Source organism: Sphingobium sp. (assembly GCF_041987595.1).
Lineage (GTDB): Bacteria > Pseudomonadota > Alphaproteobacteria > Sphingomonadales > Sphingomonadaceae > Sphingobium.
Map to the genome: position 1 here is coordinate 1 of NZ_JBHIWJ010000078.1, position 18,703 is coordinate 18,703.

General features: G+C 64.1%; 20 protein-coding genes and 1 pseudogene. 13 read left to right on the forward strand and 8 right to left on the reverse strand.

Features of this window, described 5'->3' with window-relative positions:
• Window positions 1-115 precede the first annotated feature (115 nt).
• The 6 genes from ACFC3J_RS16730 to ACFC3J_RS16755 all read right to left on the reverse strand — a co-directional run bounded on the left by ACFC3J_RS16730 (window position 116) and on the right by ACFC3J_RS16755 (window position 4,029).
• Entirely contained in the window at window positions 116-772 is a 657-nt protein-coding gene (locus ACFC3J_RS16730) for a lasso peptide biosynthesis B2 protein (protein ID WP_375197247.1), read from the reverse strand.
• A gap of 52 nt (window positions 773-824) precedes the next feature.
• Window positions 825-944: a benenodin family lasso peptide gene (locus ACFC3J_RS16735; RefSeq protein ID WP_126516753.1), complete on the reverse strand. Its 120-nt coding sequence runs from the start codon at window positions 942-944 to the stop codon at window positions 825-827.
• 165 nt (window positions 945-1,109) lie between these two features.
• Window positions 1,110-1,781, reverse strand: a complete 672-nt coding sequence (locus tag ACFC3J_RS16740; protein ID WP_375197248.1) for a GntR family transcriptional regulator — start codon at window positions 1,779-1,781, stop codon at window positions 1,110-1,112.
• Complete coding sequence (locus ACFC3J_RS16745) at window positions 1,723-2,589, reverse strand: phytanoyl-CoA dioxygenase family protein (protein ID WP_375197249.1); 867 nt, start codon at window positions 2,587-2,589, stop codon at window positions 1,723-1,725. Before ACFC3J_RS16745 ends, ACFC3J_RS16740 begins: the two co-directional genes overlap by 59 nt.
• 16 nt (window positions 2,590-2,605) lie before the next feature.
• On the reverse strand, window positions 2,606-3,205 hold the full coding sequence (locus tag ACFC3J_RS16750; protein WP_375197250.1) for an acyl-homoserine-lactone synthase: 600 nt from the start codon (window positions 3,203-3,205) through the stop codon (window positions 2,606-2,608).
• A gap of 56 nt (window positions 3,206-3,261) precedes the next feature.
• Window positions 3,262-4,029 (reverse strand): LuxR family transcriptional regulator, encoded by a 768-nt coding sequence (locus ACFC3J_RS16755; protein ID WP_375197251.1) that lies wholly within the window; start codon window positions 4,027-4,029, stop codon window positions 3,262-3,264.
• Window positions 4,030-4,358: 329 nt separating this feature from the next.
• On the opposite strand from ACFC3J_RS16755, the gene ACFC3J_RS16760 reads away from it, so the two are divergent.
• The 13 genes from ACFC3J_RS16760 (at window position 4,359) to ACFC3J_RS16820 (ending at window position 13,041) form a co-directional block, all read left to right on the forward strand.
• Window positions 4,359-4,733: a transcriptional regulator domain-containing protein gene (locus ACFC3J_RS16760; RefSeq protein ID WP_375197261.1), complete on the forward strand. Its 375-nt coding sequence runs from the start codon at window positions 4,359-4,361 to the stop codon at window positions 4,731-4,733.
• Between the two features lies 1 nt (window position 4,734).
• On the forward strand, window positions 4,735-5,055 hold the full coding sequence (locus tag ACFC3J_RS16765) for a DNA -binding domain-containing protein (protein WP_375197262.1): 321 nt from the start codon (window positions 4,735-4,737) through the stop codon (window positions 5,053-5,055).
• 360 nt (window positions 5,056-5,415) lie between these two features.
• On the forward strand, window positions 5,416-6,474 hold the full coding sequence (locus ACFC3J_RS16770; protein ID WP_375197252.1) for an ArdC family protein: 1,059 nt from the start codon (window positions 5,416-5,418) through the stop codon (window positions 6,472-6,474).
• Window positions 6,471-6,872 (forward strand): DUF2958 domain-containing protein, encoded by a 402-nt coding sequence (locus ACFC3J_RS16775; protein ID WP_375197253.1) that lies wholly within the window; start codon window positions 6,471-6,473, stop codon window positions 6,870-6,872. Before ACFC3J_RS16770 ends, ACFC3J_RS16775 begins: the two co-directional genes overlap by 4 nt.
• A gap of 117 nt (window positions 6,873-6,989) precedes the next feature.
• Window positions 6,990-8,864, forward strand: coding sequence for a ParB/RepB/Spo0J family partition protein (locus tag ACFC3J_RS16780; protein WP_375197254.1), 1,875 nt, complete (start codon window positions 6,990-6,992; stop codon window positions 8,862-8,864).
• 16 nt (window positions 8,865-8,880) lie between these two features.
• Window positions 8,881-9,201: a hypothetical protein gene (locus ACFC3J_RS16785; RefSeq protein ID WP_375197255.1), complete on the forward strand. Its 321-nt coding sequence runs from the start codon at window positions 8,881-8,883 to the stop codon at window positions 9,199-9,201.
• 124 nt (window positions 9,202-9,325) lie between these two features.
• Window positions 9,326-9,568 carry an AbrB/MazE/SpoVT family DNA-binding domain-containing protein gene (locus ACFC3J_RS16790; RefSeq protein ID WP_013041112.1) on the forward strand — a complete coding sequence of 81 codons (243 nt, stop codon included), beginning with the start codon at window positions 9,326-9,328 and terminating at the stop codon, window positions 9,566-9,568.
• Complete coding sequence (mazF, locus tag ACFC3J_RS16795; RefSeq protein ID WP_375197263.1) at window positions 9,568-9,903, forward strand: endoribonuclease MazF; 336 nt, start codon at window positions 9,568-9,570, stop codon at window positions 9,901-9,903. Before ACFC3J_RS16790 ends, mazF begins: the two co-directional genes overlap by 1 nt.
• 871 nt (window positions 9,904-10,774) lie before the next feature.
• Entirely contained in the window at window positions 10,775-11,095 is a 321-nt protein-coding gene (locus ACFC3J_RS16800) for a DUF736 domain-containing protein (protein WP_375197256.1), read from the forward strand.
• Between the two features lie 173 nt (window positions 11,096-11,268).
• A complete protein-coding gene (locus ACFC3J_RS16805) occupies window positions 11,269-11,526 on the forward strand; it encodes a helix-turn-helix domain-containing protein (RefSeq protein ID WP_066699761.1) in 258 nt (85 codons plus the stop codon).
• Complete coding sequence (gene lepB, locus ACFC3J_RS16810; protein WP_375197257.1) at window positions 11,523-12,095, forward strand: signal peptidase I; 573 nt, start codon at window positions 11,523-11,525, stop codon at window positions 12,093-12,095. The genes ACFC3J_RS16805 and lepB overlap by 4 nt, the downstream gene beginning before the upstream one ends.
• A complete protein-coding gene (locus tag ACFC3J_RS16815; RefSeq protein WP_375197258.1) occupies window positions 12,083-12,712 on the forward strand; it encodes a lytic transglycosylase domain-containing protein in 630 nt (209 codons plus the stop codon). The genes lepB and ACFC3J_RS16815 overlap by 13 nt, the downstream gene beginning before the upstream one ends.
• A gap of 179 nt (window positions 12,713-12,891) precedes the next feature.
• Window positions 12,892-13,041 (forward strand): hypothetical protein, encoded by a 150-nt coding sequence (locus tag ACFC3J_RS16820; RefSeq protein WP_375197259.1) that lies wholly within the window; start codon window positions 12,892-12,894, stop codon window positions 13,039-13,041.
• A gap of 77 nt (window positions 13,042-13,118) precedes the next feature.
• Here ACFC3J_RS16820 and ACFC3J_RS16825 read toward each other — a convergent pair.
• A pseudogene (locus tag ACFC3J_RS16825) lies at window positions 13,119-13,392 on the reverse strand (HU family DNA-binding protein).
• Between the two features lie 56 nt (window positions 13,393-13,448).
• The gene (locus tag ACFC3J_RS16830) at window positions 13,449-18,662 is read right to left on the reverse strand and encodes an autotransporter domain-containing protein (protein ID WP_375197260.1); all 5,214 of its coding nucleotides are present in this window, start codon (window positions 18,660-18,662) and stop codon (window positions 13,449-13,451) included.
• Window positions 18,663-18,703: the final 41 nt, after the last annotated feature.

Sequence of the window (18,703 nt, forward strand, 5' to 3'; positions counted from 1 at the left end):
TCGTCCCGGTCGATCATGACTGACAGGCCGTCGGTGCGGGAGAGGGCACTACGGATCGCGGGCGCGATGGGGCTGCGTTCCGGCGACGGCGCGATGATGGCGACAAATCTCTCCATCAGATGATCCTGATTGGGCAGAAGGGACGGACCTGATCGGGATCATCGGCGACGACCATGCCGTCGACCTCGACCCAGCTATGAGCCTGGAAGGGGTTGAGCTTGACGCCCAGGACGAGATCCGGCCGGATGCCGAGAGCGATCAGCCATGACGCGAGCGAGAGCGCGGTGGGGAGGCACTGGTCACGGGCGGAGACGATCATGGCGGCCCGGCGATAGGCCTGATCAATATGGGCAAGCCGGTCGGTCGGGGCTGTCCGTGGCGCCACGCCATTTTTGCGCTGTTCGATCGAGCGGATGTTCCGCGAGAAGGGCAATTGTCTCAGTCTCGCGCGCCACCAGAGCCGGCGGGTCAGGGCGCTTGCGACATAGGCTGGCGACAGGCGCGGTTTCGCAATGGGCAGCCTGGCCTCGGATGCATGCGAGCGCGGGCAGGGGGCGGGCCTGATACCGACCGGCGACCGGATGATGATGCCCGCTTCCAGCAAGGCGTCGCACTGCCGGGCATCGATGTGGTTAACGTCGATGAGGGATCTGAACGCCTGGTCCAGCGCTGGCCGCAGGCCGAAATAGCGATCGGCATGGAGGTCGAGGAAAATGACCTGTCCCTCGGTCCGGCAGAAGCTCAGACCATCGCGCAGTGTATAGCCGCTCATTCTGTGTCTCGAACGGACGAGGCGCGCAGCCGCGAAGCTGCGCGCCATCGCTTCAATCGTCGGAAAGGCCGAAATTATTTTCACCAAGCCCGACATCGCCGGTGATGCCGCCGGGCCCCTTGGTTTCCACGCTGACCGCGCCGAGTTCGATCACGTCATTGTCACGTTCCATGATATTCACTCCTTGGCTTTGCTGCGACTATTTGCAGCGCCATGGAGCGTAGGAAGCGGACGGCCCTATCCGAAATTTATACGGATCCGATATCGCGAATATATGGAATGATCGGGAGGAATGGATATTGCTCTTCGACAAGTTGCAGGCGGAATGTCCCGCCTGTTATTCGTCTCGATAGATGCCGCGAAGCAGTTTTGCCGCGGCGCGCTGGCGGCGCAGATGATAGGCCGATGAGGTCCTGCGCAGCAGCCCGATGTCACCGGCGCGCGCGCTGTGCGCCAGCGCCTGCAATTCTTTCCCGGTGCCGCCCAATATGTCTTCTTCGCCGATCCGCGCGACATGGAGGCGGGCATTTGTGCGGTCCATCGCTTCGCCATGCTCGCGATTGCTGGACGCGCTCGCGATGCGGTGAAGGAGGTGCGCGGCTTGGTCCGCGCTCGATCGGGAATCCGGGTCGGGTTCGATCGATCGCAGCAGCGAAAGGCGGGCGCCGCGCAGGGCGAGCTGAATGATATCGCCCGACCAGGCGTAGAGATCCTTGAGGCCTGGCTCGTCGATCAGCGGTACAAGAAATCCGCCGCCGCTTCGCGCTTCGACAAGGCCCTCGCCGGCCAGATGGCTGAGCGCCTCCCGGATCGGCGTTGTACTCGATGCCAGGATTGCGGAAAGCTCCACAGGGTCGAGACGGGATCCGGGACGATAGCCCCGTTCCATGATGAGGCGCCTCAGACTCTGCTGAACCCGCTCGGAGGTTGGACCGGCGCTCATCCTTGGGTCAGCTCTGCCGCGCCACAAAGGCCGACACCATGTCCTGCTGGTCCGGCCGCAGCGCATCGATCGCGGCGAGCGGGCGATTCGGCTCGCCGGTCAGCAGGACCGAGGGGCATTGTCCCTCGAAATTGCCGAGATTGGGGCGGTGCTGGCGATAGCCGGCAAGCGCGGCCAGTTCTGGAGCAAATTTGCGGGCGACTTCGGGCGGATAGGCAAGCCAGGGATTTTCATAGGGTTTGAGCCATCCCAGACTATAGCCCGTGACGATCGCGCGCCGCACCGCAGCGCTCCGGTTCGCGCCGGCACCGTGCAGGGTTGAACCCAGCAGGATGAGGGCAGAGCCGGGCTCCATCCTGACCGGGATCGGATCGTCGATCGGATCGGGCATAAGTGCCTGGGCGCCGTGGCTGCGCGGCCAGATCAGCGTCGCGCCATTATCGGCGGTGAAGCAGGTGAGGGGCCAGATGATATTGACGAGATATTCGATCTCTCCCTTGGGCGCCTGCCACATATCCTGGTCGCGGTGGGGTGCCTGCGCCGGCGCGCCTGGGTGGACAGCGATAGCCTGCCCGACATTGAGCTGGATGCAGTCGCACCAGGGGCTAAGAATCTGCCGTGCGATCCGGGTGATGAGCGGATGCCGCACCAGTGCTTCTGCATGGGGCGACCGCGTCAGCAGCCGTCCGAAGCGTTTGGTTGTCTCGCCATAAAATGGTCCCTGGCAGAAGGGAGTCTCCGCAAAAGATGGAGATAGGTCTGTGTCCAGCGCAGCGATGACGCTTTCGGGCAAGGCGTTCGGAAGGATGGCCCAGCCCTGGTCGAACAATTGATCGATCAGGGACGAGGCGGTGGTGGAAGATTTGGCGGTCATGATCGCTTCTCCCGCCTCAGGCCGCCATCGGCGCCTGATCATGGATTCCGGCCTCGGCGAGCCGATCGAGCGTGTCCGCACCGATCTCGATTTCCAGCGCGACGAGAAGCGAGCCTTCATGCCATCGTGGCGCGCCCAATGGTCGGCATTGCCAGCCAAAGGCGAGGATCTGCTGGAACCAGTTCATCTCGGCGATGGCGACATAGCGGCTGATGCGGTTCGCCAGCGCATGGTCCGCGATCGCGGTCACCAGGCGGTTGCGGACCACCCGCCGCTCGGGCGCCCGCAGGTTCCGGTCGAGGCAGAAGCGGGTGATCTCGAAGACATCCTCGCCGCGCGGCGGCGGCGCGTCGCATAATATGGCGTAGAAGCTGTCGAGAATATGGGGGCGCAGGGTCGGCAGCAGCCTCGCCGAGGCGAGATGGGTGCCGTCGGGTTCGGACAGGATGACGTAGCGCGCATGTTCATCGTCGAACTGGTCGACCTCGAACCGGCCGTCGAGAACCGGGATCTGCCATTTGAGGAGATCGACGAAGACGGATTTGCGGGCCGCGAACATGGCGCGCAACACAGCGTCCGGCACCGGCCGGAACGGTTCTTTCACGATGTGCAACATGGACAAACTCCCTTGGTCGTGGGCGATCAAGGGTCGGTTCGAGGGTCGAGTCGCCGCTATTCCCAGAAATGGGGATGGCACCAGCCGCCAATGTCGCTGATCGTCAGGGTTCCGTCACCCAGCGTCCGGCCAACGAGCAATATCCGCTTGTTGACCTGGTAGCGTGCACAGGCTTCCTTGATATGGCTCGTCACGGTTTCCCTGCTGATGTCCAATATCCGGCTGGTCTCCCAGTCGCTCTTGCCCCGCGCCGCCCACTGCACGCAGTCGCGCTGCCGGTCGGTGATGAGCGGCGCGGTCACGGCATGCCGGGGAATCGACCAGAGTCGCCGGGCGGCATCGAACGCATAATTGCCAAGCAGTTGCGCCAGGAGGAGCCTGTCCTCGCGCAGGGGGCGATCGCCCGCATTGGCGAAGGTGCAGGATCCTGGCGGCTGGCCGCCGATATTGGAGGGAATGGTAAAGCCATCACCGATCCCCGCCTGCCTTCCGCGCGCGAGATGCCTGTGGTCGCCGCTCGTCAATGGAATGAGCGCCGACATCTGGGTCCAGCGAAAGCCCCAGCTGGTCCTGTGGCAGGCCCTGTGGACCGGGTCGGTGATACCCAGCGCGTTTTCGGCATAGAAATCCGCCCAACGGTCGGGATAATTGTGAATGTGGATCGCGCCGCTGCCTGCGGCGAGCACATCGACATGCTGGGTCAGGGCAAAATATTGAAAGCCCAGCTGCTGCGCAATCAGGCGCATGATCGATCCCATGTCGTCGCGCGTCCGAACCTGGTTGATGCATTGGAGGAAATGCATCGCTTCCTGATGCATGCTCATGCGCACGCGTCCCGACTGCGGGCGGCATCTCAAGCTGCCCTGTGTCCCGCAGCCGACCTTTCCCCTTGGCTGTCGCCGACGAGCGGGGCCTCACGCCGTCAGTCGGCTGATAGTGTCATGAGATTGTCATATCATGATTTTCCATGCCCGGGGAAATATTTGCTGCTGTGCAGCAAAGGCCGGCCGACGCGCGGTCATCGGTCGCGGGGGGCGAGGCGCTTCTGGGCTGAAGTCCGTCGGTGACAAGCGACGGGACCGTCGTCGTCGCTCAAGATTGGATGGATGCCGCGCCTTATGCCGCGCTCCAAGGGGTTGGTCGCGCAGGGCTGATGTGGGAATGGCTGCGCCGCGATCCGGCCTATGTCGCCTGGCATGCACAGGCGAGTCGCGTCACCCGAGGCACTGCCGGCGACTCGCCCTGGGGGTTGCACTTTCGCCGAAAATCCCGAGCTCCGGGCGCCGGAGGCGCGGATCATCTGGCGCGCCGATTTCGATCCCGCGACCCTGCCTGTTTCGATCGCGCCCTGCTCTGGTCTGGACGAAGACGGTATCGATGTTGCGTGCCTGACGCCATGGCTCCGCGCCGCCACCGGCGCCATGGGTCTGGAATATGCGGTGCTCACCGATGGCCGCAGGCATTTGCGGCTCGACATACTGGAGGGGAGTCTTGCCGGATCGCAAGGCATGATCCTGCTGCGCTATGAAATGTGGGGATCGAAAACCGCCATAAGGCGGTTGCGAACCCTGGAGCGTTTCCTCGATCTGGCCAGGACCGGCCGTTTTCGTCCAGCGCTCTATCCGCCCGATCCCGTGGTCGGGCGGGGCGTTGCGCTGCTGCGTGTCCATGATGCCCGCGCATCGGGCGCCAGTCATCGCGACATCGGCGAGATATTCTTCGGGGCGCAAGCGGTGGCATCGGGGTGGGAGGGAAGGACAGATCATGTGCGTCAGCGCGTGCGGCGCATGGTGAAGTCCGCGCGGGTCATGGCGCAGGGGGGCTATCGCTTGCTGATGAGATCCAGATAGACCGTTGGGGGTGGCCGCAAGTCGGTGGAAACCAGGGCCGCAGTGTCGAAGGGGTGCGGTGCCGAAGGGTTCCGGTCAACCTTGGCCGTGGGCCGGCCTTGCCGGCCCTCCATGGGCGCGGCGCCGGGCGCCGCGGCGTTGCTGGCTGTGGTCCTCCCTTCAGGCGGGAATGGGCTCGTTCGCCCTGCTAGGCCCGCGCGCCCCTCCCGCAAATGGCGGCCAGCCGCCATTCCTCCGCTTCGCTCCGGCCCTTTCGGGTGCGCTCAGGGCTTGGCCGCGGGCCTTGCCGTGCTCCTTGCCGCCCATCCCCGCCCTGCGGGGGACCATGTTGGTTTTGAAGGCGGTGCTTGGAGGCTAGGCATGACGTCCCATTCTTCACCCCGCGCACATGACCGGCAAGGACAACAGGCAATTTCAGGCGGGAAGCGTTCAGGCGTTCGGGCGAAAGCCGCGACTGAGGGGCAGGCTCCCAATGTTCATGAGCAGGTGACGGCCCGCATCATATCGCAGCTCGAGGCTGGGCGCATGCCTTGGGTGCAACCTTGGGCCAAGGCGGGCGAGGGCGCGGGCTGTGGCCCAGCCCTGCCCCGCAACGCACTGTCGGGCCGTTCCTATTCGGGCATCAACATTCTCCTGCTCTGGGGCGAGGTGATCGCCAAGGGCTATCCCAGCCAGAGCTGGCTGACCTTCCGGCAGGCGAGGCAGGCGGGCGGCACCGTCCGCAAGGGCGAGCATGGTTGCATGGTCGTCTATGCCGACCGCTTCATTCCCGAAACCGAAAAGGCGAGGGCGCAGGACAGTGGGGAGGAGGCGCGGACCATCCCCTTCCTCAAACGCTTCACGGTCTTCAATGTCGCGCAATGTGAAGGGCTGGAGAATAAAGTCCTGCCTGATCCCGCGCCGCTGCCTGAGCGTGAAACCATCCCCATAGCCGAGGAGGTCATCGCGGCGAGCGGCGTCGATTTTCGCATGGGCGGGGACAAGGCCTATTATATGTCTTCGCTCGATATCGTGCAGGTGCCGCCGCAACCGGCCTTTTTCGAGCAGATCAATTTTTACCGGACCTGCCTGCATGAGCTGACCCACGCAACGGGCCATGTCTCGCGCTTGGCCCGCGATCTTTCCCACGGCTTTGGGACAGCGGGCTATGCCCGCGAGGAACTGATCGCGGAAATGGGATCGGCCTTCCTCTGCGCCTCCTTGGGGATCGTCCCGACCGTGCGGCATGCCGACTATATCGGCGCATGGCTGGCCGTGCTTCGCGAGGACAGCAGGGCCATTTTCCGCGCGGCGCGCGCGGCCAGCCTTGCCGCCGACTGGCTGCTGGAGAAGCATCGCGCTGCCCGGCAGGGCGTGGGTGGAGAGGGCGAGGCTGATCCGGCCATTGCCGCCACGCCCATGGATGGGAGGGCGGCATGATCCTCCTTTCCGATGAACTGCGCGCCCGCTTGCGCGCGCAGGCGCGGGCGAGCGCCGAAATCTTGGGCTTTGACCCTTGCCCTATCGCCAAATTCTTCAATCCCATCGGGGCCGCGACATGGCTGGTCACCGAATTGGCGCGGGATGGCGACACATTATTCGGCCTTGCCGATCTGGGCTTTGGATGCCCGGAACTGGGATATTTTTCCCTGCGGGAGATCGAGGCCATCCGCTTGCCCTTTGGCCTGCGGATCGAGCGCGACCTTGCCTTTACATCGCTGCATCCGCTTTCGGTCTGGGCCGACACGGCGCGCCGGACCGGATCGATCCTTGCAGCCCAGTCCTTTCTCGCTCGCAGCCTCACGGCCCGGCCGACCGACGAGCTTCCGCCGCCCTGAACGGCGGCAAGGCGCGGGCGGCCGCCTGCCGCCCATTCAAGGGCAGGTCCTGTCATCTGCCGACCGCGACGGTCCGTTCGCGGCGGGGCCTGCCATTTGCGACAATGGAGTGATCCCATGAAACTCGACTTCATCCCGCTCGAGCGCCTCTGCATCAGCAAGGCCAATATGCGGTGGAGTAAAAAGGCCCCCGATGTGAGCGACATATTGCCGACCGTGCGCAGGCGCGGCGTCATCCAGCCCGTCATCGTGCGGCCCTGCCCATGTGCAGCCGAAGAGGCAGCCAATGGCGCACCCTCGTTTGAGATCATTGCCGGAAGCCGCCGCTTTCATGCCGCGCGCGCCGTCTGGCAGGAAAAACGCGCGGCGGGCGAGGCCGATTCCGAATGCGCCGCGCTCCCCTGCGCCATTCTCGAGGCGGGCGATGATGCCGATGCGATCGAGGCCTCGCTGATCGAGAATGCCGCGCGCCGCGATCCTTCCGAAGTGGCGCAATGGAAGGCCTTCACCCGGATGGTGAAGGAAGGGCGCGGCGTCGATGATATCGCCGCGACCTTCGGTCTTCCCGACCTCGCCGTGCGCCGGGTGCTGGCGCTGGGCAATCTCCTGCCACGAATCCGCCAGCTCTACGACCGCGAGGCCATTGACCGCTCGACGGTGCGGTACCTCACCATGGCATCGAAAGGCCAGCAGCGCGCATGGCTCGCCCTGCTGGATGACGAGGATGGCTATGCGCCGACCGGGCATCAGTTGAAGGCATGGCTGCTGGGCGGACAGTCGATCCCGGTCCGCCATGCCCTGTTCGATCCGGAGGCCAGCGGCCTTGCCATCGTCTCTGACCTCTTTGGCGAGGACGCCTATTTTGCCGATGCTGGCCTCTTCTGGGACGCGCAAAATGCGGCCATCGCCGCGCGCCGGGAGGCGTGGCTCGATGCGGGCTGGAGCGATGTGGTTATCATACCCGTCAACGAGCATTTTTCGGCCTGGGAATATGAGAAGGCACCCAAGCGCAAGGGCGGGCGCGTCTATGTCGATCTGCGTTCCAATGGCGAGGCCGTCATCCATGAGGGCTATCTCAGCCGCAAGGAAGCCCGGCGGAAGGCGGCAGGGCAGGGCGATGCCGACCGGCCAAGGATCGTCCGTCCGGAACTGACCTCCACTCTTAACGGCTATGTCGACCTGCATCGCCATGCCGCCGTGCGCGCGGCATTGCTCGACCGGCCCGGCATCGCGCTGCGGTTGATGCTGGCCCATGCCGTCGCGGGCTCATCGCTCTGGTCGATACGAGCCGAACCCCAGACGGCGCGCCATGAGGATGTTGCACAGAGCCTCGCCGCGAGCCGGGGCGAGGCCCTGTTCAACGAGCGGCGGCGCGCGGTGCTGGCGCTCCTGTGCGCTGATCCCGATGACGCGCATCTTCTTGGCGGCCATGACGCACCCGATCTTGTCACCCTGTTTCACCGCATGCTCGACCTTCCCGATGCCGCGCTCATGGACATTGTGGCGATTGTCATGGGTGAAAGCCTCGCCAGCGGCAGCGCCGCCGTCGAGGCGGCCGGTCTCGTTCTGGGCCTAGACATGGGACAATGGTGGGCGAGCGACGACGCTTTTCTTGCATTGCTGCGGGATCGCGAATTGCTGGGTGCCTTGCTCGCCGAGGTGGCGGGGGAAGCTGTCGCGGCGGCCAATGTGAAGGAAAAGGCCCGGACCCAGCGCCGGATATTGGGCGACCATCTGCGCGGGGAAAATGGGCGGCAGGCGCGCGCCGGATGGGTGCCGCGCTGGATGGCCTTTCCGCCGTCCGCCTATACCGCGCGCGGCGGCGTCGGATCGGTCAGCGCCCATGAAGCGGCCTGCGCGGCGGCGAGTGCGGCGGAGGACCGCGAGGATGATCCGGTGCCGCCGCAGGGCGGCGCGGCCCTGCCCGACCCCGATGGAGAGGAAAGGGATGCGCTGGGGCATCGCGCCGAGCAGGACCGGCTCGCGGCCTGACGGAGGCTCATATGGGGTGGACGGGATCGCGCGGCGATCCCGTCCATTGGGCCTGAGCGAGATACAGCATTTCTCTTGCCTCTCCCCGCGCCGTCCCGCATGGGAAGGGCGTATCGTGGGGCAGATCATGAAGATATTGGACGAGGTAGCGCGGTTCGGCGCACGCCTTGCGCCCGAACCTGTATGCGACCCTTGCATCGCGCAGAAACTCTCGCTGGACGATATGGCGCTTGCCAGCGATGCAAGCCATGAACTGGCCGGAAGCCATGGTTTTGAGCGCTTCAAGGGCGTTTGCAGGCTGTGTGATCAGAACGGCATGGTGATCCGGCGTCACTGACGGGCATCAGGCCGCGCGCGCCACCTGGATACCCGGCTTCTTCCACCCGGAATGTAGATACATTTGTTGACACATTGCGTCATTCTGCTAGTGTATCATCAATGTCGATACAAGGGAGTGTCCGATGGGTATTCAGGTAAAGAAGTGGGGCAATAGCGCGGCAATTCGCATTCCCTCCGCCATCATGGCAGCTGCCGCGCTGAATGTCGGTCAGGAGGTCGAAGTTCGCCAGGAAGGCGGTCGGCTCATCATCGAGCCCGTCCTGAAGCCTGTCTACACGCTCGACGCATTGCTTGCGGACATGAAGCCGGAGACGTTCCACGAGATTGTCGATTTTGGTCCCCCGGTCGGCAATGAAGTGCTTTGATGGCCAGTCGCTATATTCCGGACACTGGCGATATTGTGTGGCTGCAATTCGATCCCCAGGCCGGACATGAGCAAGCGGGGCATCGTCCTGCGCTCGTCCTCTCACCTGCGGCCTACAACAAGCTGCGGGGCATGATGATTTGCTGCCCGATGACGAGCCAGATCAAGGGCTATCCTTTCGAAGTGACCGTGTCCCAGACACCGCCCAGCATCGTGCTGTCCGATCAGATCAAGAGCCTCGATTGGAAGGCGCGGGGAGCGAAGAAAAAGGGCTCCGTATCAACGGCCGTGATCGATGAGGTGCGCGCCAAGATAGGCGCACTTCTGGGTCTTTGAGATTTCCAGTCAGATGGCATCATCTGACGGCTGAGTGATCGCGGTCAATCAGGGAAATGGAGCGGTCGACCTGATTCAGTCAGATCGACCGCTCCAGCGGGTCCAGGGCCGAGGGCGATGCCAACTTGTCGATACCCTTTGCCGAAGGGCCGCACAATTTCGCTTGCCCCCTTCGCGGCCGTAGGAATAGCGGCATTGATGTCGGCCTTGTCGGCATATTTCCTCTCCCAAAAGATGTGGACCGGCTGGAGTCGGAACCCTTGGATTTTCTGATAGCCACAGCGCAGACCTTGTGTGACGGGATGATGCACCCGTCGCTTTTTGACGGTCAGTCGTCGTGCGGGTGAAGCGCGGGCGCTGCTGGTTGACGGGCGCCCGGCCGAGATTGGCATAGGGTCGAGCGAGAGTCCTCGATAGCGGAGCGCGGGCCGCGATGGCAATTGTGACCGGAATTCCTGACTGGCCAGCCGCCTGTGTCGCACCCGGCTGCCCTCTCCACGAAAAATATGAGCAGATGCCATTCACGCATCCGGGGCCGTTCGAAGCGGACTGGGGCATGATGCAACGCGGCCTTCTTTCCTGGTTGTCGGACTGACGGGCCATGCATGCCATCGTTTCCCGATTGTGCTGCCGCGCGATCCATCCCGGCGCCTTGAAAAGCAGGCTTCTGGGCCGGGCCCACCCTCCCGCAACCGGCTCGGCTGCGCCTTATTTCCCCGCCCCTGGCAGGGCTCCTCGCGGTCCAAATAAGGCTGGCCGGCCGGTCCTTCGCTGACGCTTCGGCCTTCGGTGCGTGAGGCCTTTGCGGCCCGGCCCTCCTGGCCTGCTGTCGCCCGGAAATGGTTCGCGGGCGCGCGACAGGAGACAGAAAATGGCTGCAATCGGTTATGTCACCCGCAACGGAAATGGCTTCAAGGGCCAGCTTCGCACCCTCTCGATCCGCACCGATGTCGAGATCATCCCCAACAGCCGCAAGAGTGGCAGTACCCAGCCCGACTATCGCGTCCTGGCGTCGGGGGTGGAGATCGGGGCGGGCTGGATCCGGATCAGCGAAACCTCCGGCAAGGACTATGTATCGCTCAGCCTTGCCGCCCCGGAATTCGGACCACGCCGGCTTTATGCCAATCTGGGCCGGGCCGCCGGGCAGGATGATGAGGATGCCTTCGCCATCATCTGGAATCCGGCCGACTGATGGTCCATCGCCGGTCCCGGTTGCTTTCCATGCGGCCGGGGCCGGATGATCGCGACGGGGGTCGAAAAGGGCACCCCCCATTTTCCGACCGTGCCGCGATGGGCCGGATCTCCCCAGCATGGGCCGATCTGACCCACATGCCCCTTCCGGGGCCGGGTCGAAGGAAAACAGCCATGGAAGATCATGCGAAGGAACGGCCCGGCGCCCAACCGCGGGACCTGGCCGAGCGCGCCCGGATCGCGCGGAATACCTGCCCCTATCTGACCGCCAAGCAGGCGGCCTTTCATCTGGGGATCGCCGCCAACACCCTGAAGCGCTTGCGCCATCAGGGGCGGGGGCCGCTTTGCCGCATGCATGGCGGCAGCTGGCGTTATCACGTCGATGATCTTGACGCGTGGTCGGCGGCCCGCAGGTCGGGAGAAGGCGCGTGAACCGGCCCCGCGACCTCCCGCTTTTCGCCTGGGGCGAGGCGTTGCGTGCGGCGCGCGCAAGGCGCCGCCGCCTACGGCGCCATGCCATCTGGATCGGGCTGGGCGCGCTTGCGCTGGGGGCGACCATTGCCTTCCCGCCGTCCCCGCGCCTGCTCTGGAATGCGACAGCGAGCGCCCCGGTCGGTTTCTACCTGGTGTCCCCCGGGGCAAGGCTCGCGCGCGGCGACATGGTGGTGGCGCGCGCGCCCTATCCGGCCCGTCTGCTTGCCGCGCGGCGGCATTATCTCCCCATGAACGTGCCGCTCGTAAAGCGCGTCATCGGCGTTCCGGGCGACATCGTCTGCGCGCGCGGCGAGAGGGTGATGCTGGACGGAAAGCTGGTCGCCAGACGCCTCCTGCATGACAGCATGGGCCGGACCTTGCCCTGGTGGGAGGGCTGCGAGGGTCTGCGTCCCGGCCGCTATTTCCTCCTCATGGACAGGGTTCCGGCATCTTTCGACGGCCGCTATTTCGGGCCGGTGGGAGAGGCCGACATCATCGGCAAGACGAGCCCGCTATGGCTGCCTTAATGCGATTTCTGCGGCCGATCGCGATGGGGCTGATCCTTTGGGCGACACCGCTGCGCGCCGACCCAGTTGCGGACTGGGCCGGAGACATAGCCGAGGCGTCGGCCCGTTTCGGGATCGACCGGCTATGGGTCGAGGCGGTCATGCGCGCGGAGAGCGGCGGCCGCACGGTCTGGCAGGGCAGGCCCATCACCAGCCCCGCCGGGGCCATGGGGCTGATGCAGCTGATGCCCGGAACCTGGGCGGACATGCGAAGGCTTTATGGGCTCGGGCAGAACCCTCACGATCCCCATGACAATATCATCGCGGGCACCGCCTATCTTGCCGCCATGAACCAGCGCTTCGGCTATCCGGGGCTGTTCGGTGCCTATCATGCCGGTCCTGAGCGCTATCGGCAATTCCTCATCGAAGGCCGGCCGTTGCCGCCGGAAACGCGCGCCTATATGATGACCCTCGCATCACTGATCGGACCCTATCGTACGGCGTTACCGCCACCCTCACCGGCCGCAAATCCGCCGCCCCTTTTTATTTATCGCGCCGGAGCGCCTGTACCGGAGAAGGCAGAGGCGTCGGGCGAGGGAAGGGCGAATTCCAACCCGCTTTTCGCGGTACGGCGTTGATCCCGATTGGGCCGCGATCTTGCGGGCGCTTGCTGCACCAACTGCTCGCAGACTGGATTGTGCCGGGATTCCGCCTGCTGTGGATCAGGCCCTGGAACCCTGCATGCCCTTGGCCTGAGGATTGTCCAGATTGATGGGACCGCATCTGGGGATGTGGCTTTCCGACATCAGCAGATCAATTGCCCGATCGAAGCGGGGCGCTGATCTTCCATCGCGCCTGGTTCAGCGCGATCATATTGGTCGCTGGCGATGGCAGGGCACAGGGATTGATCGCGCGGCCTGACATGGCAGGCGCAAGCGTCGCCCAGGCACGCGGGGAGGGGTGTTGAATGGTGGCGTCTGACCGATTCGCGGTGCCGCAATGTCGGCGCCGCGCATGACCATGGCGCCGCAGTTGACTGCGGCATTAGCGGTTAAGCTGATCCTTGGCGGCCTTGGCTGCGATGAAACCAGGCTTCCTTGATGCCGAGATCTGGATCGTCTCACCGATGCGGGGTTGCGGCCCTCGCGGGCCGGGCTGTGCTTGACCTTGAACTTGCCGAATCCGCTCAGGGACACTTCGTGGCCCTTGCTGGCAGAACGCACGATGGCGGCGAAGACGGCATCCCCATATTGCGGGCGTCAGCCTTGGAGAAGCCGTGATCGGCGGTAAGCGCATCGGCAAGACCGGCATTGTTCATGGGAACGTGAACCTTCTCTGATAAGTTGGGCGCACCGCTTTGCTAATATTGGATCTTCAGAAACGGATCCTCAGGCCCGCAGTGAGGTTTTGACCGCTGCTTTCGGCTCCAAATTCGCTGTTGCCGCTGAAAAAGAGTGTTGCCGCCGACGAAACCCGCAGGTTCACGCCTGCTCCGACCGTGGCTAGCGTCCTGCTGCGGCTCACGCCCGCGACAGTCAGGTCATCGGATACGCCAGCATAGGCAGCAGTCGCGAAGCTGCTGTTGCCGCTCAGCTGATGCAGAACGCCCGCGGAAAGCCAGGGATTGATACGAGCCTCGGCCGGGCCATGCAGTTCGAGCGCGCCGCGAAGGAAGCTGGCCTTGGTCCGCCGTCCCTGGACATCCAGTGCCCAGACAGCATCACCCGTCTCGCTCGCGCTGCCGCGGCGCGAGGAGACATGCGTGAAGCCGACCTCGGGTTCGAAGCTCCAGCCATCGTCCAGAGCGAAGGCATGGCCCAGCGAAATATCCGCCGTCCAGCTGCGCAGGCGATAATGGCTGCTGAGTTTGCTGCTGCTGAGCAGGCTGCGGTCGGTGTCGGCCTTGCTGCCGTCATAGCTGAGCGAGGCGGCGACATGGAAACGGCCAAGCGACGCCTGCGCGACTGCACCGGCCATGATACCGTCGGCCTTGGTCCTGGCCTGAAGCGCACCGATCTGCTGGCGGGCGTCGATATAGCCGACGAACGCGCCGAGCGAGGCCGTCTGTGAGCCGAAACCGATGCCGGCAAGCGCGCCATTGGTCGAGATATTCGCTCGCGCGGTGCCGAGCGCCGTGTCGCCGGGGAGGCGGCGCCAGCCGCCGAGCGTCTGGCCGAAGGTGAAGAAGCCCGTTTCCTCACCCCGCGCGCTGGTCGAGGCGGTGCGCAGGGTCGAGGCGATGGCCAGGCCATTTTCGATGCCGATCTGCGAAGCGGAAGCATAGCTTTCCGCGTTGAGGCGAGCGACGGCTGCCTGATTCACCGCACCATCTGCCAGCAACAAGGAAGGCGCCGCATTCAAAATGCCGCTGGTTGCGGTGCCGGCGATCAGCAGGTCGTTCAGATAATTGACCGTCTGCGTGACCTGGCCGCTGGCGCCGCTGCCGAGCACGAACTGGCCCAGCAGGTCGATACTGCGATCGCCCTGCCGGACAAAGCCCACAACGCTGGATGCCTTGTCGATGGTGGCGAATCTGCCGGTGATGCCGCCGGTGGTCGTGATCAGTTCATAGGTGACTCCAGGGGTCAGCGGACGATTGCCAGTGATCCTGAGCGTCGCGCCCGGGGCGATGCTGAGCGTGCCGTTGATGATGAGGGCGTCGCTGATGGTGGGCGTCATCTCGAACAGGGTGGTGGAACTGCCCGCCAGCGCGACATTGCCGTTGACCGTCATCGTGCCCGGCGAAGAACCAGGTGAGAGGATACCCTGAACCGCGATATTGCCGTTGACGGTTCCCGCGCTGCCGAAGGTCGCGTCCCGATTTACCTGAATGGATCCAGCGTTGAGGACCGACCCGGTACGCCCGATGAAACGACCGCCCGAAACAGTAAGTTCGCCGGTTGTGAAGTCGCCCGAGAGTGCGAGGGTGCCGCTATCCAGGCGTGTGTGCTCAAATCCGGTAAAGGAAGAGAGGCGCAGTTCCTGTGGGTTATCATATGTCCCACCTGCCGCCAGGATCAAAAGATCGTCAGTGCCTTCTGCAATGACCGGTCCGCTGACCGATGAACCTGCGCCGACAGTGAACTGGTTGCTGCCCCCTCCAAGGGTTACAGGCCCTTCAATGCTGCCCAGGTTGACGAAACTGTTCGTTCCGCCGGCAAAGCTGAGACCGCCGCTGATCGTGCCCAGGTTGATCAGGCTGTTCGTGCCCTCGGCAAAGACGATGCTGATGTTGCTGGCGGTTGTGAGCGTCTGTCCCGCCGCGAGGGTGAGTTTGGCATCGCGCAGGATCAGGCTGTCGAGCTCAAGCGGGCCGTTGGTGGTGATCGTGCCGGTGCCCGTGATGGATGTGCTCTCAAAGTTGACAAACTTGTCGAGCGCTGCCTGGTCGAGCAGGCCGCCGCCGGTAATGTCGATGATGAACGCATCGGTGCCGGCGCCGCCATCGACGCTGCCGTTCAGGGTCGCGCGGAGGCCATGGGTGAAGCTGTCATCGCCGTCACCCAGAGTGACATTGCCGTTGATGGTGCCGTAATTGGCCATGCTGTCGTCGAGCGCGCCGAGATCCACCGAGCCGGTGATCACGCCCGTCGCAAGGTTGGTGACTTTGTCGGCCGAATGGATTGTCTGGATCGCGCCGGCGAGGAACTGGCCCGCAAAATTCTGGTCGGATGCGGTCGTATCGACCAGCAGGTTTGCGGGCACGATTCCGCCTTCAAGACCACGGATCGTCCCCGCATTGACCAGCGTGATCTGGTTCGCGCTGCCCACAAAGGCGGTCGATCCGATAGTTTCGAGGCCAGCGACCACCGGCATTTGCGCATCGGCGGCATTGCGCGTGGCGCCGGTGGCGGAGATGACCCCGCCGGCCTCATTGGTCACGATAATGCTGGACAGGCCGCCGCTGGAGGCATTGATGCTCAGCGCCGTGACGAGCTTCAGGCTTTCCGGGATCGGTGGGATCCATGGATAGGGCGACGTGGTCTCTGGACGATAGCTGGCGCCGCTGTCGGCGCTCAGCGTACCGCTGTTTGTGATGCTGACAGTCGTGGTGGGTTCGCCGGCGATCGGGTCCTCGGCCGGGTCAAAGCCGTTCATTTGCTGCTCGGCCGATCGCGCATTGCTCTCGATGGAAACAGCCGAAGCGCCCAGACGGCTGGTGCTGATCTGCCCGCTATTGCTGAAGGTGATGGTCTGGCTGGCCTGGCTGCTGCCTTCGATCCGGAGAGCCGGGTCATCCAGCTGGACAAGGCTGCTCATTGGCGCGTCGATTGTCCCGCTGTTGGTCATGGCAATGGAGATCGCGCTCGAATAGAGATAAGCGCTGCCGTTCACCGTGCCACTATTGGCGAAGGACAGGCTTTCCTGATCGATCGCCCCATAGAGGCCTTGCGTTGTGTCGCGGGTCTGGTGCGCCGTCTGGGTCAGCGATACGGCCGTGCCGTAAAGGCCCGAACCGATGGTGCCGCTATTGCTGAAATTCAGCGCCCGGGCGGCGATGGCGGCGTCGATACCCTTCGTCAGGCTTCCGCTATTGCTGATGGACGCGCTATCGGCATTTGTGTCGATACTGCTATAATAATAGCTCTGACCGAGGGAGAGTGAGACCGAAGAAGCATAGCCGTTGACGCCCTGTTCGATCGTGCCGTCATTGCTGAAGCTGAAGTCCGAGGCCTGAAGCGCGGCCGACAGGCCGCCCTGGATGGTGCCGCCATTGCCGATTTCGACGCTGCCGACGATCTGGCTGTCCGACGCGCCAGAGATGGTGACGCCCGTGGCGCCGTAAACAAAGAAGGCGCCATCGGGCGAGGCGATGGTGCCGCTATTGCGGAAACTGAAGCCTTCTTCGCTATTGGCGATCAGCGCGACGGCGGTCATGCCGTTGACGCTGCTGCTGATCGTGCCTTCATTGTCGAAGCTGGCGGCATAGCCCCCGACCGTGCCGCTGATCTGGCCCTGATTGACGAAATTCAGGGTCGATCCGGCACCCGATAGATTGAGCGGGTCGATCGAGGAACCGAGCATCAGCACCGGTTCCCATGCATTGGCCGCGCTGAAATTCGCCTGATTGACGATGGTGCCGTCCCCGGTCAGCGTGAGAGGATCGCTGATCGGCCCATTGGATGCAGTCAGCGTAAGGGCCGTCTCTTTGCCCAGGGCGCCGACGCCCTGCCGCTCGAAACCGACGAGAAGCGACGGGAGGGTGCCCAGGTCAATGGTCCTGCTGGCATCATAGGCGCGCACGAAGCTGTCGATGCCATCACCCCCGTTGACGCCGCCCAGCACGCCCAGCGTGTCGCTGGTGGCCACGAAAATGTCGTTGCCGGCACCGAACAGCAGGTCGCCGTTCAAGGTGCCGCCGCGATCCACATAGGCGCCGCTCGCATAGCTGGATCCGCCATAAGGTGAATAGCCAAGGTTCACATCACCATTGATTGTCCCGGCGTTGCTGATCGCGCCGCCGCCGGAAAGGGCAATGGCTTCAAGGCCCCCACCACCGGTAATGGCGCCGCCGGTGATGGTTCCGCTGGCCTGGTTGACGATCACCGTGGGCGAATAGCCGCCGATGATCGCTTGCGCGCCGGTACTTTCTATCGTGCCGCTGTTGCGGATCGTCGAGGTGCTATAATCGCTGGCAAAGACCGCACTGCCCGAGGTACGGATCGTCCCGCTATTGGTGAGATCGTGGAAGCTTGACACGCCGACGGCCGCAGCGCCGCCGGCCTCGATGATCGTGCCGCTGTTAATCACACTGAGCGCGCCTGCAATGGCGCCGCCGCCGTTGAGCAGAATCTCGCCCTTGTTCACGACCTCCTTGCCGCCGTTTATCGCGGATGCGCGGACGCCATAGGCGTTGGCGGTCTGGGTGAGGGTGATGCTGCCCTCATTGGTGAACCGGTCTGGCTGATCCAGCTGGACGGCGCTGCCGCCATAAAAGGCGGAACCGAAGGCTGCGTTGAGCGAGCCCCGGCTGACGATCGTCGTGCCGGTCTGGACATAGAGGCTGCCGCTGTCACCGGGGAGATTGAAGCCGTAGCCCGATGCGTTGATCAGCGTGACATTCTGGCCGGAGACGTCGAGCGACAGGTCGACGCTGCCTTTGCCGTATAGGCTGAGCTGGGCGCCGCCCGTGGTACCGGCCAGGCTGAGCTGCTTGCCCTCGGCGATATCCAGCCCGACCGTTTCGAAATTGATGGTATTGCCAAGCGTGATCGCGGCATCATCCTTGATCCGCGCCAGCAGCTGGTCGTTCCCGGCGCCGCCGTCGAGCACCCCGGAAATGCCGGTCAGGAAACCATCGTTCCCCATCGTCCCGTCGAAAATATAGCTGTCATCCCCGGCGCCAAGGCGAATGTCGCCACTGACTGTCCCGCCCTGTTGCATGACGAAGCGGTCAGTGCTGGCTGCGCCGGTCAGATCGACATGACCGATGATCGAGCCGGCATTGGTTATGGTGGTCGAAGTGTAGGAATAGGGGCTGCTGTTGGGCAGGATGGCGATGGCGGCTGTATCGCCCCGAATGATGCCTCCAGCCTTGTTCACCAGCGTTGCGCTGCTGGAATAGCCGCCGCCAAAGAGTATGGCCACGCCCCCGGTCGCACTGACTGTCCCGTTGTTGGTGAGGGCCG

What these genes read in the sequence shown, in the direction of transcription:
- ACFC3J_RS16730 (WP_375197247.1), bottom strand. Translation starts at nt 772, where the DNA reads ATGAGCGGCTATACACTGCGCGATGGTCTGAGCTTCTGCCGGACCGAG.
- ACFC3J_RS16735 (WP_126516753.1), bottom strand. Translation starts at nt 944, where the DNA reads ATGGAACGTGACAATGACGTGATCGAACTCGGCGCGGTCAGCGTGGAA.
- ACFC3J_RS16740 (WP_375197248.1), bottom strand. Translation starts at nt 1,781, where the DNA reads ATGCGCTGCGGCCGGACCAGCAGGACATGGTGTCGGCCTTTGTGGCGC.
- ACFC3J_RS16745 (WP_375197249.1), bottom strand. Translation starts at nt 2,589, where the DNA reads ATGACCGCCAAATCTTCCACCACCGCCTCGTCCCTGATCGATCAATTG.
- ACFC3J_RS16750 (WP_375197250.1), bottom strand. Translation starts at nt 3,205, where the DNA reads ATGTTGCACATCGTGAAAGAACCGTTCCGGCCGGTGCCGGACGCTGTG.
- ACFC3J_RS16755 (WP_375197251.1), bottom strand. Translation starts at nt 4,029, where the DNA reads ATGAGCATGCATCAGGAAGCGATGCATTTCCTCCAATGCATCAACCAG.
- ACFC3J_RS16760 (WP_375197261.1), top strand. Translation starts at nt 4,359, where the DNA reads ATGTGGGAATGGCTGCGCCGCGATCCGGCCTATGTCGCCTGGCATGCA.
- ACFC3J_RS16765 (WP_375197262.1), top strand. Translation starts at nt 4,735, where the DNA reads ATGTGGGGATCGAAAACCGCCATAAGGCGGTTGCGAACCCTGGAGCGT.
- ACFC3J_RS16770 (WP_375197252.1), top strand. Translation starts at nt 5,416, where the DNA reads ATGACGTCCCATTCTTCACCCCGCGCACATGACCGGCAAGGACAACAG.
- ACFC3J_RS16775 (WP_375197253.1), top strand. Translation starts at nt 6,471, where the DNA reads ATGATCCTCCTTTCCGATGAACTGCGCGCCCGCTTGCGCGCGCAGGCG.
- ACFC3J_RS16780 (WP_375197254.1), top strand. Translation starts at nt 6,990, where the DNA reads ATGAAACTCGACTTCATCCCGCTCGAGCGCCTCTGCATCAGCAAGGCC.
- ACFC3J_RS16790 (WP_013041112.1), top strand. Translation starts at nt 9,326, where the DNA reads ATGGGTATTCAGGTAAAGAAGTGGGGCAATAGCGCGGCAATTCGCATT.
- mazF (WP_375197263.1), top strand. Translation starts at nt 9,568, where the DNA reads ATGGCCAGTCGCTATATTCCGGACACTGGCGATATTGTGTGGCTGCAA.
- ACFC3J_RS16800 (WP_375197256.1), top strand. Translation starts at nt 10,775, where the DNA reads ATGGCTGCAATCGGTTATGTCACCCGCAACGGAAATGGCTTCAAGGGC.
- ACFC3J_RS16805 (WP_066699761.1), top strand. Translation starts at nt 11,269, where the DNA reads ATGGAAGATCATGCGAAGGAACGGCCCGGCGCCCAACCGCGGGACCTG.
- ACFC3J_RS16815 (WP_375197258.1), top strand. Translation starts at nt 12,083, where the DNA reads ATGGCTGCCTTAATGCGATTTCTGCGGCCGATCGCGATGGGGCTGATC.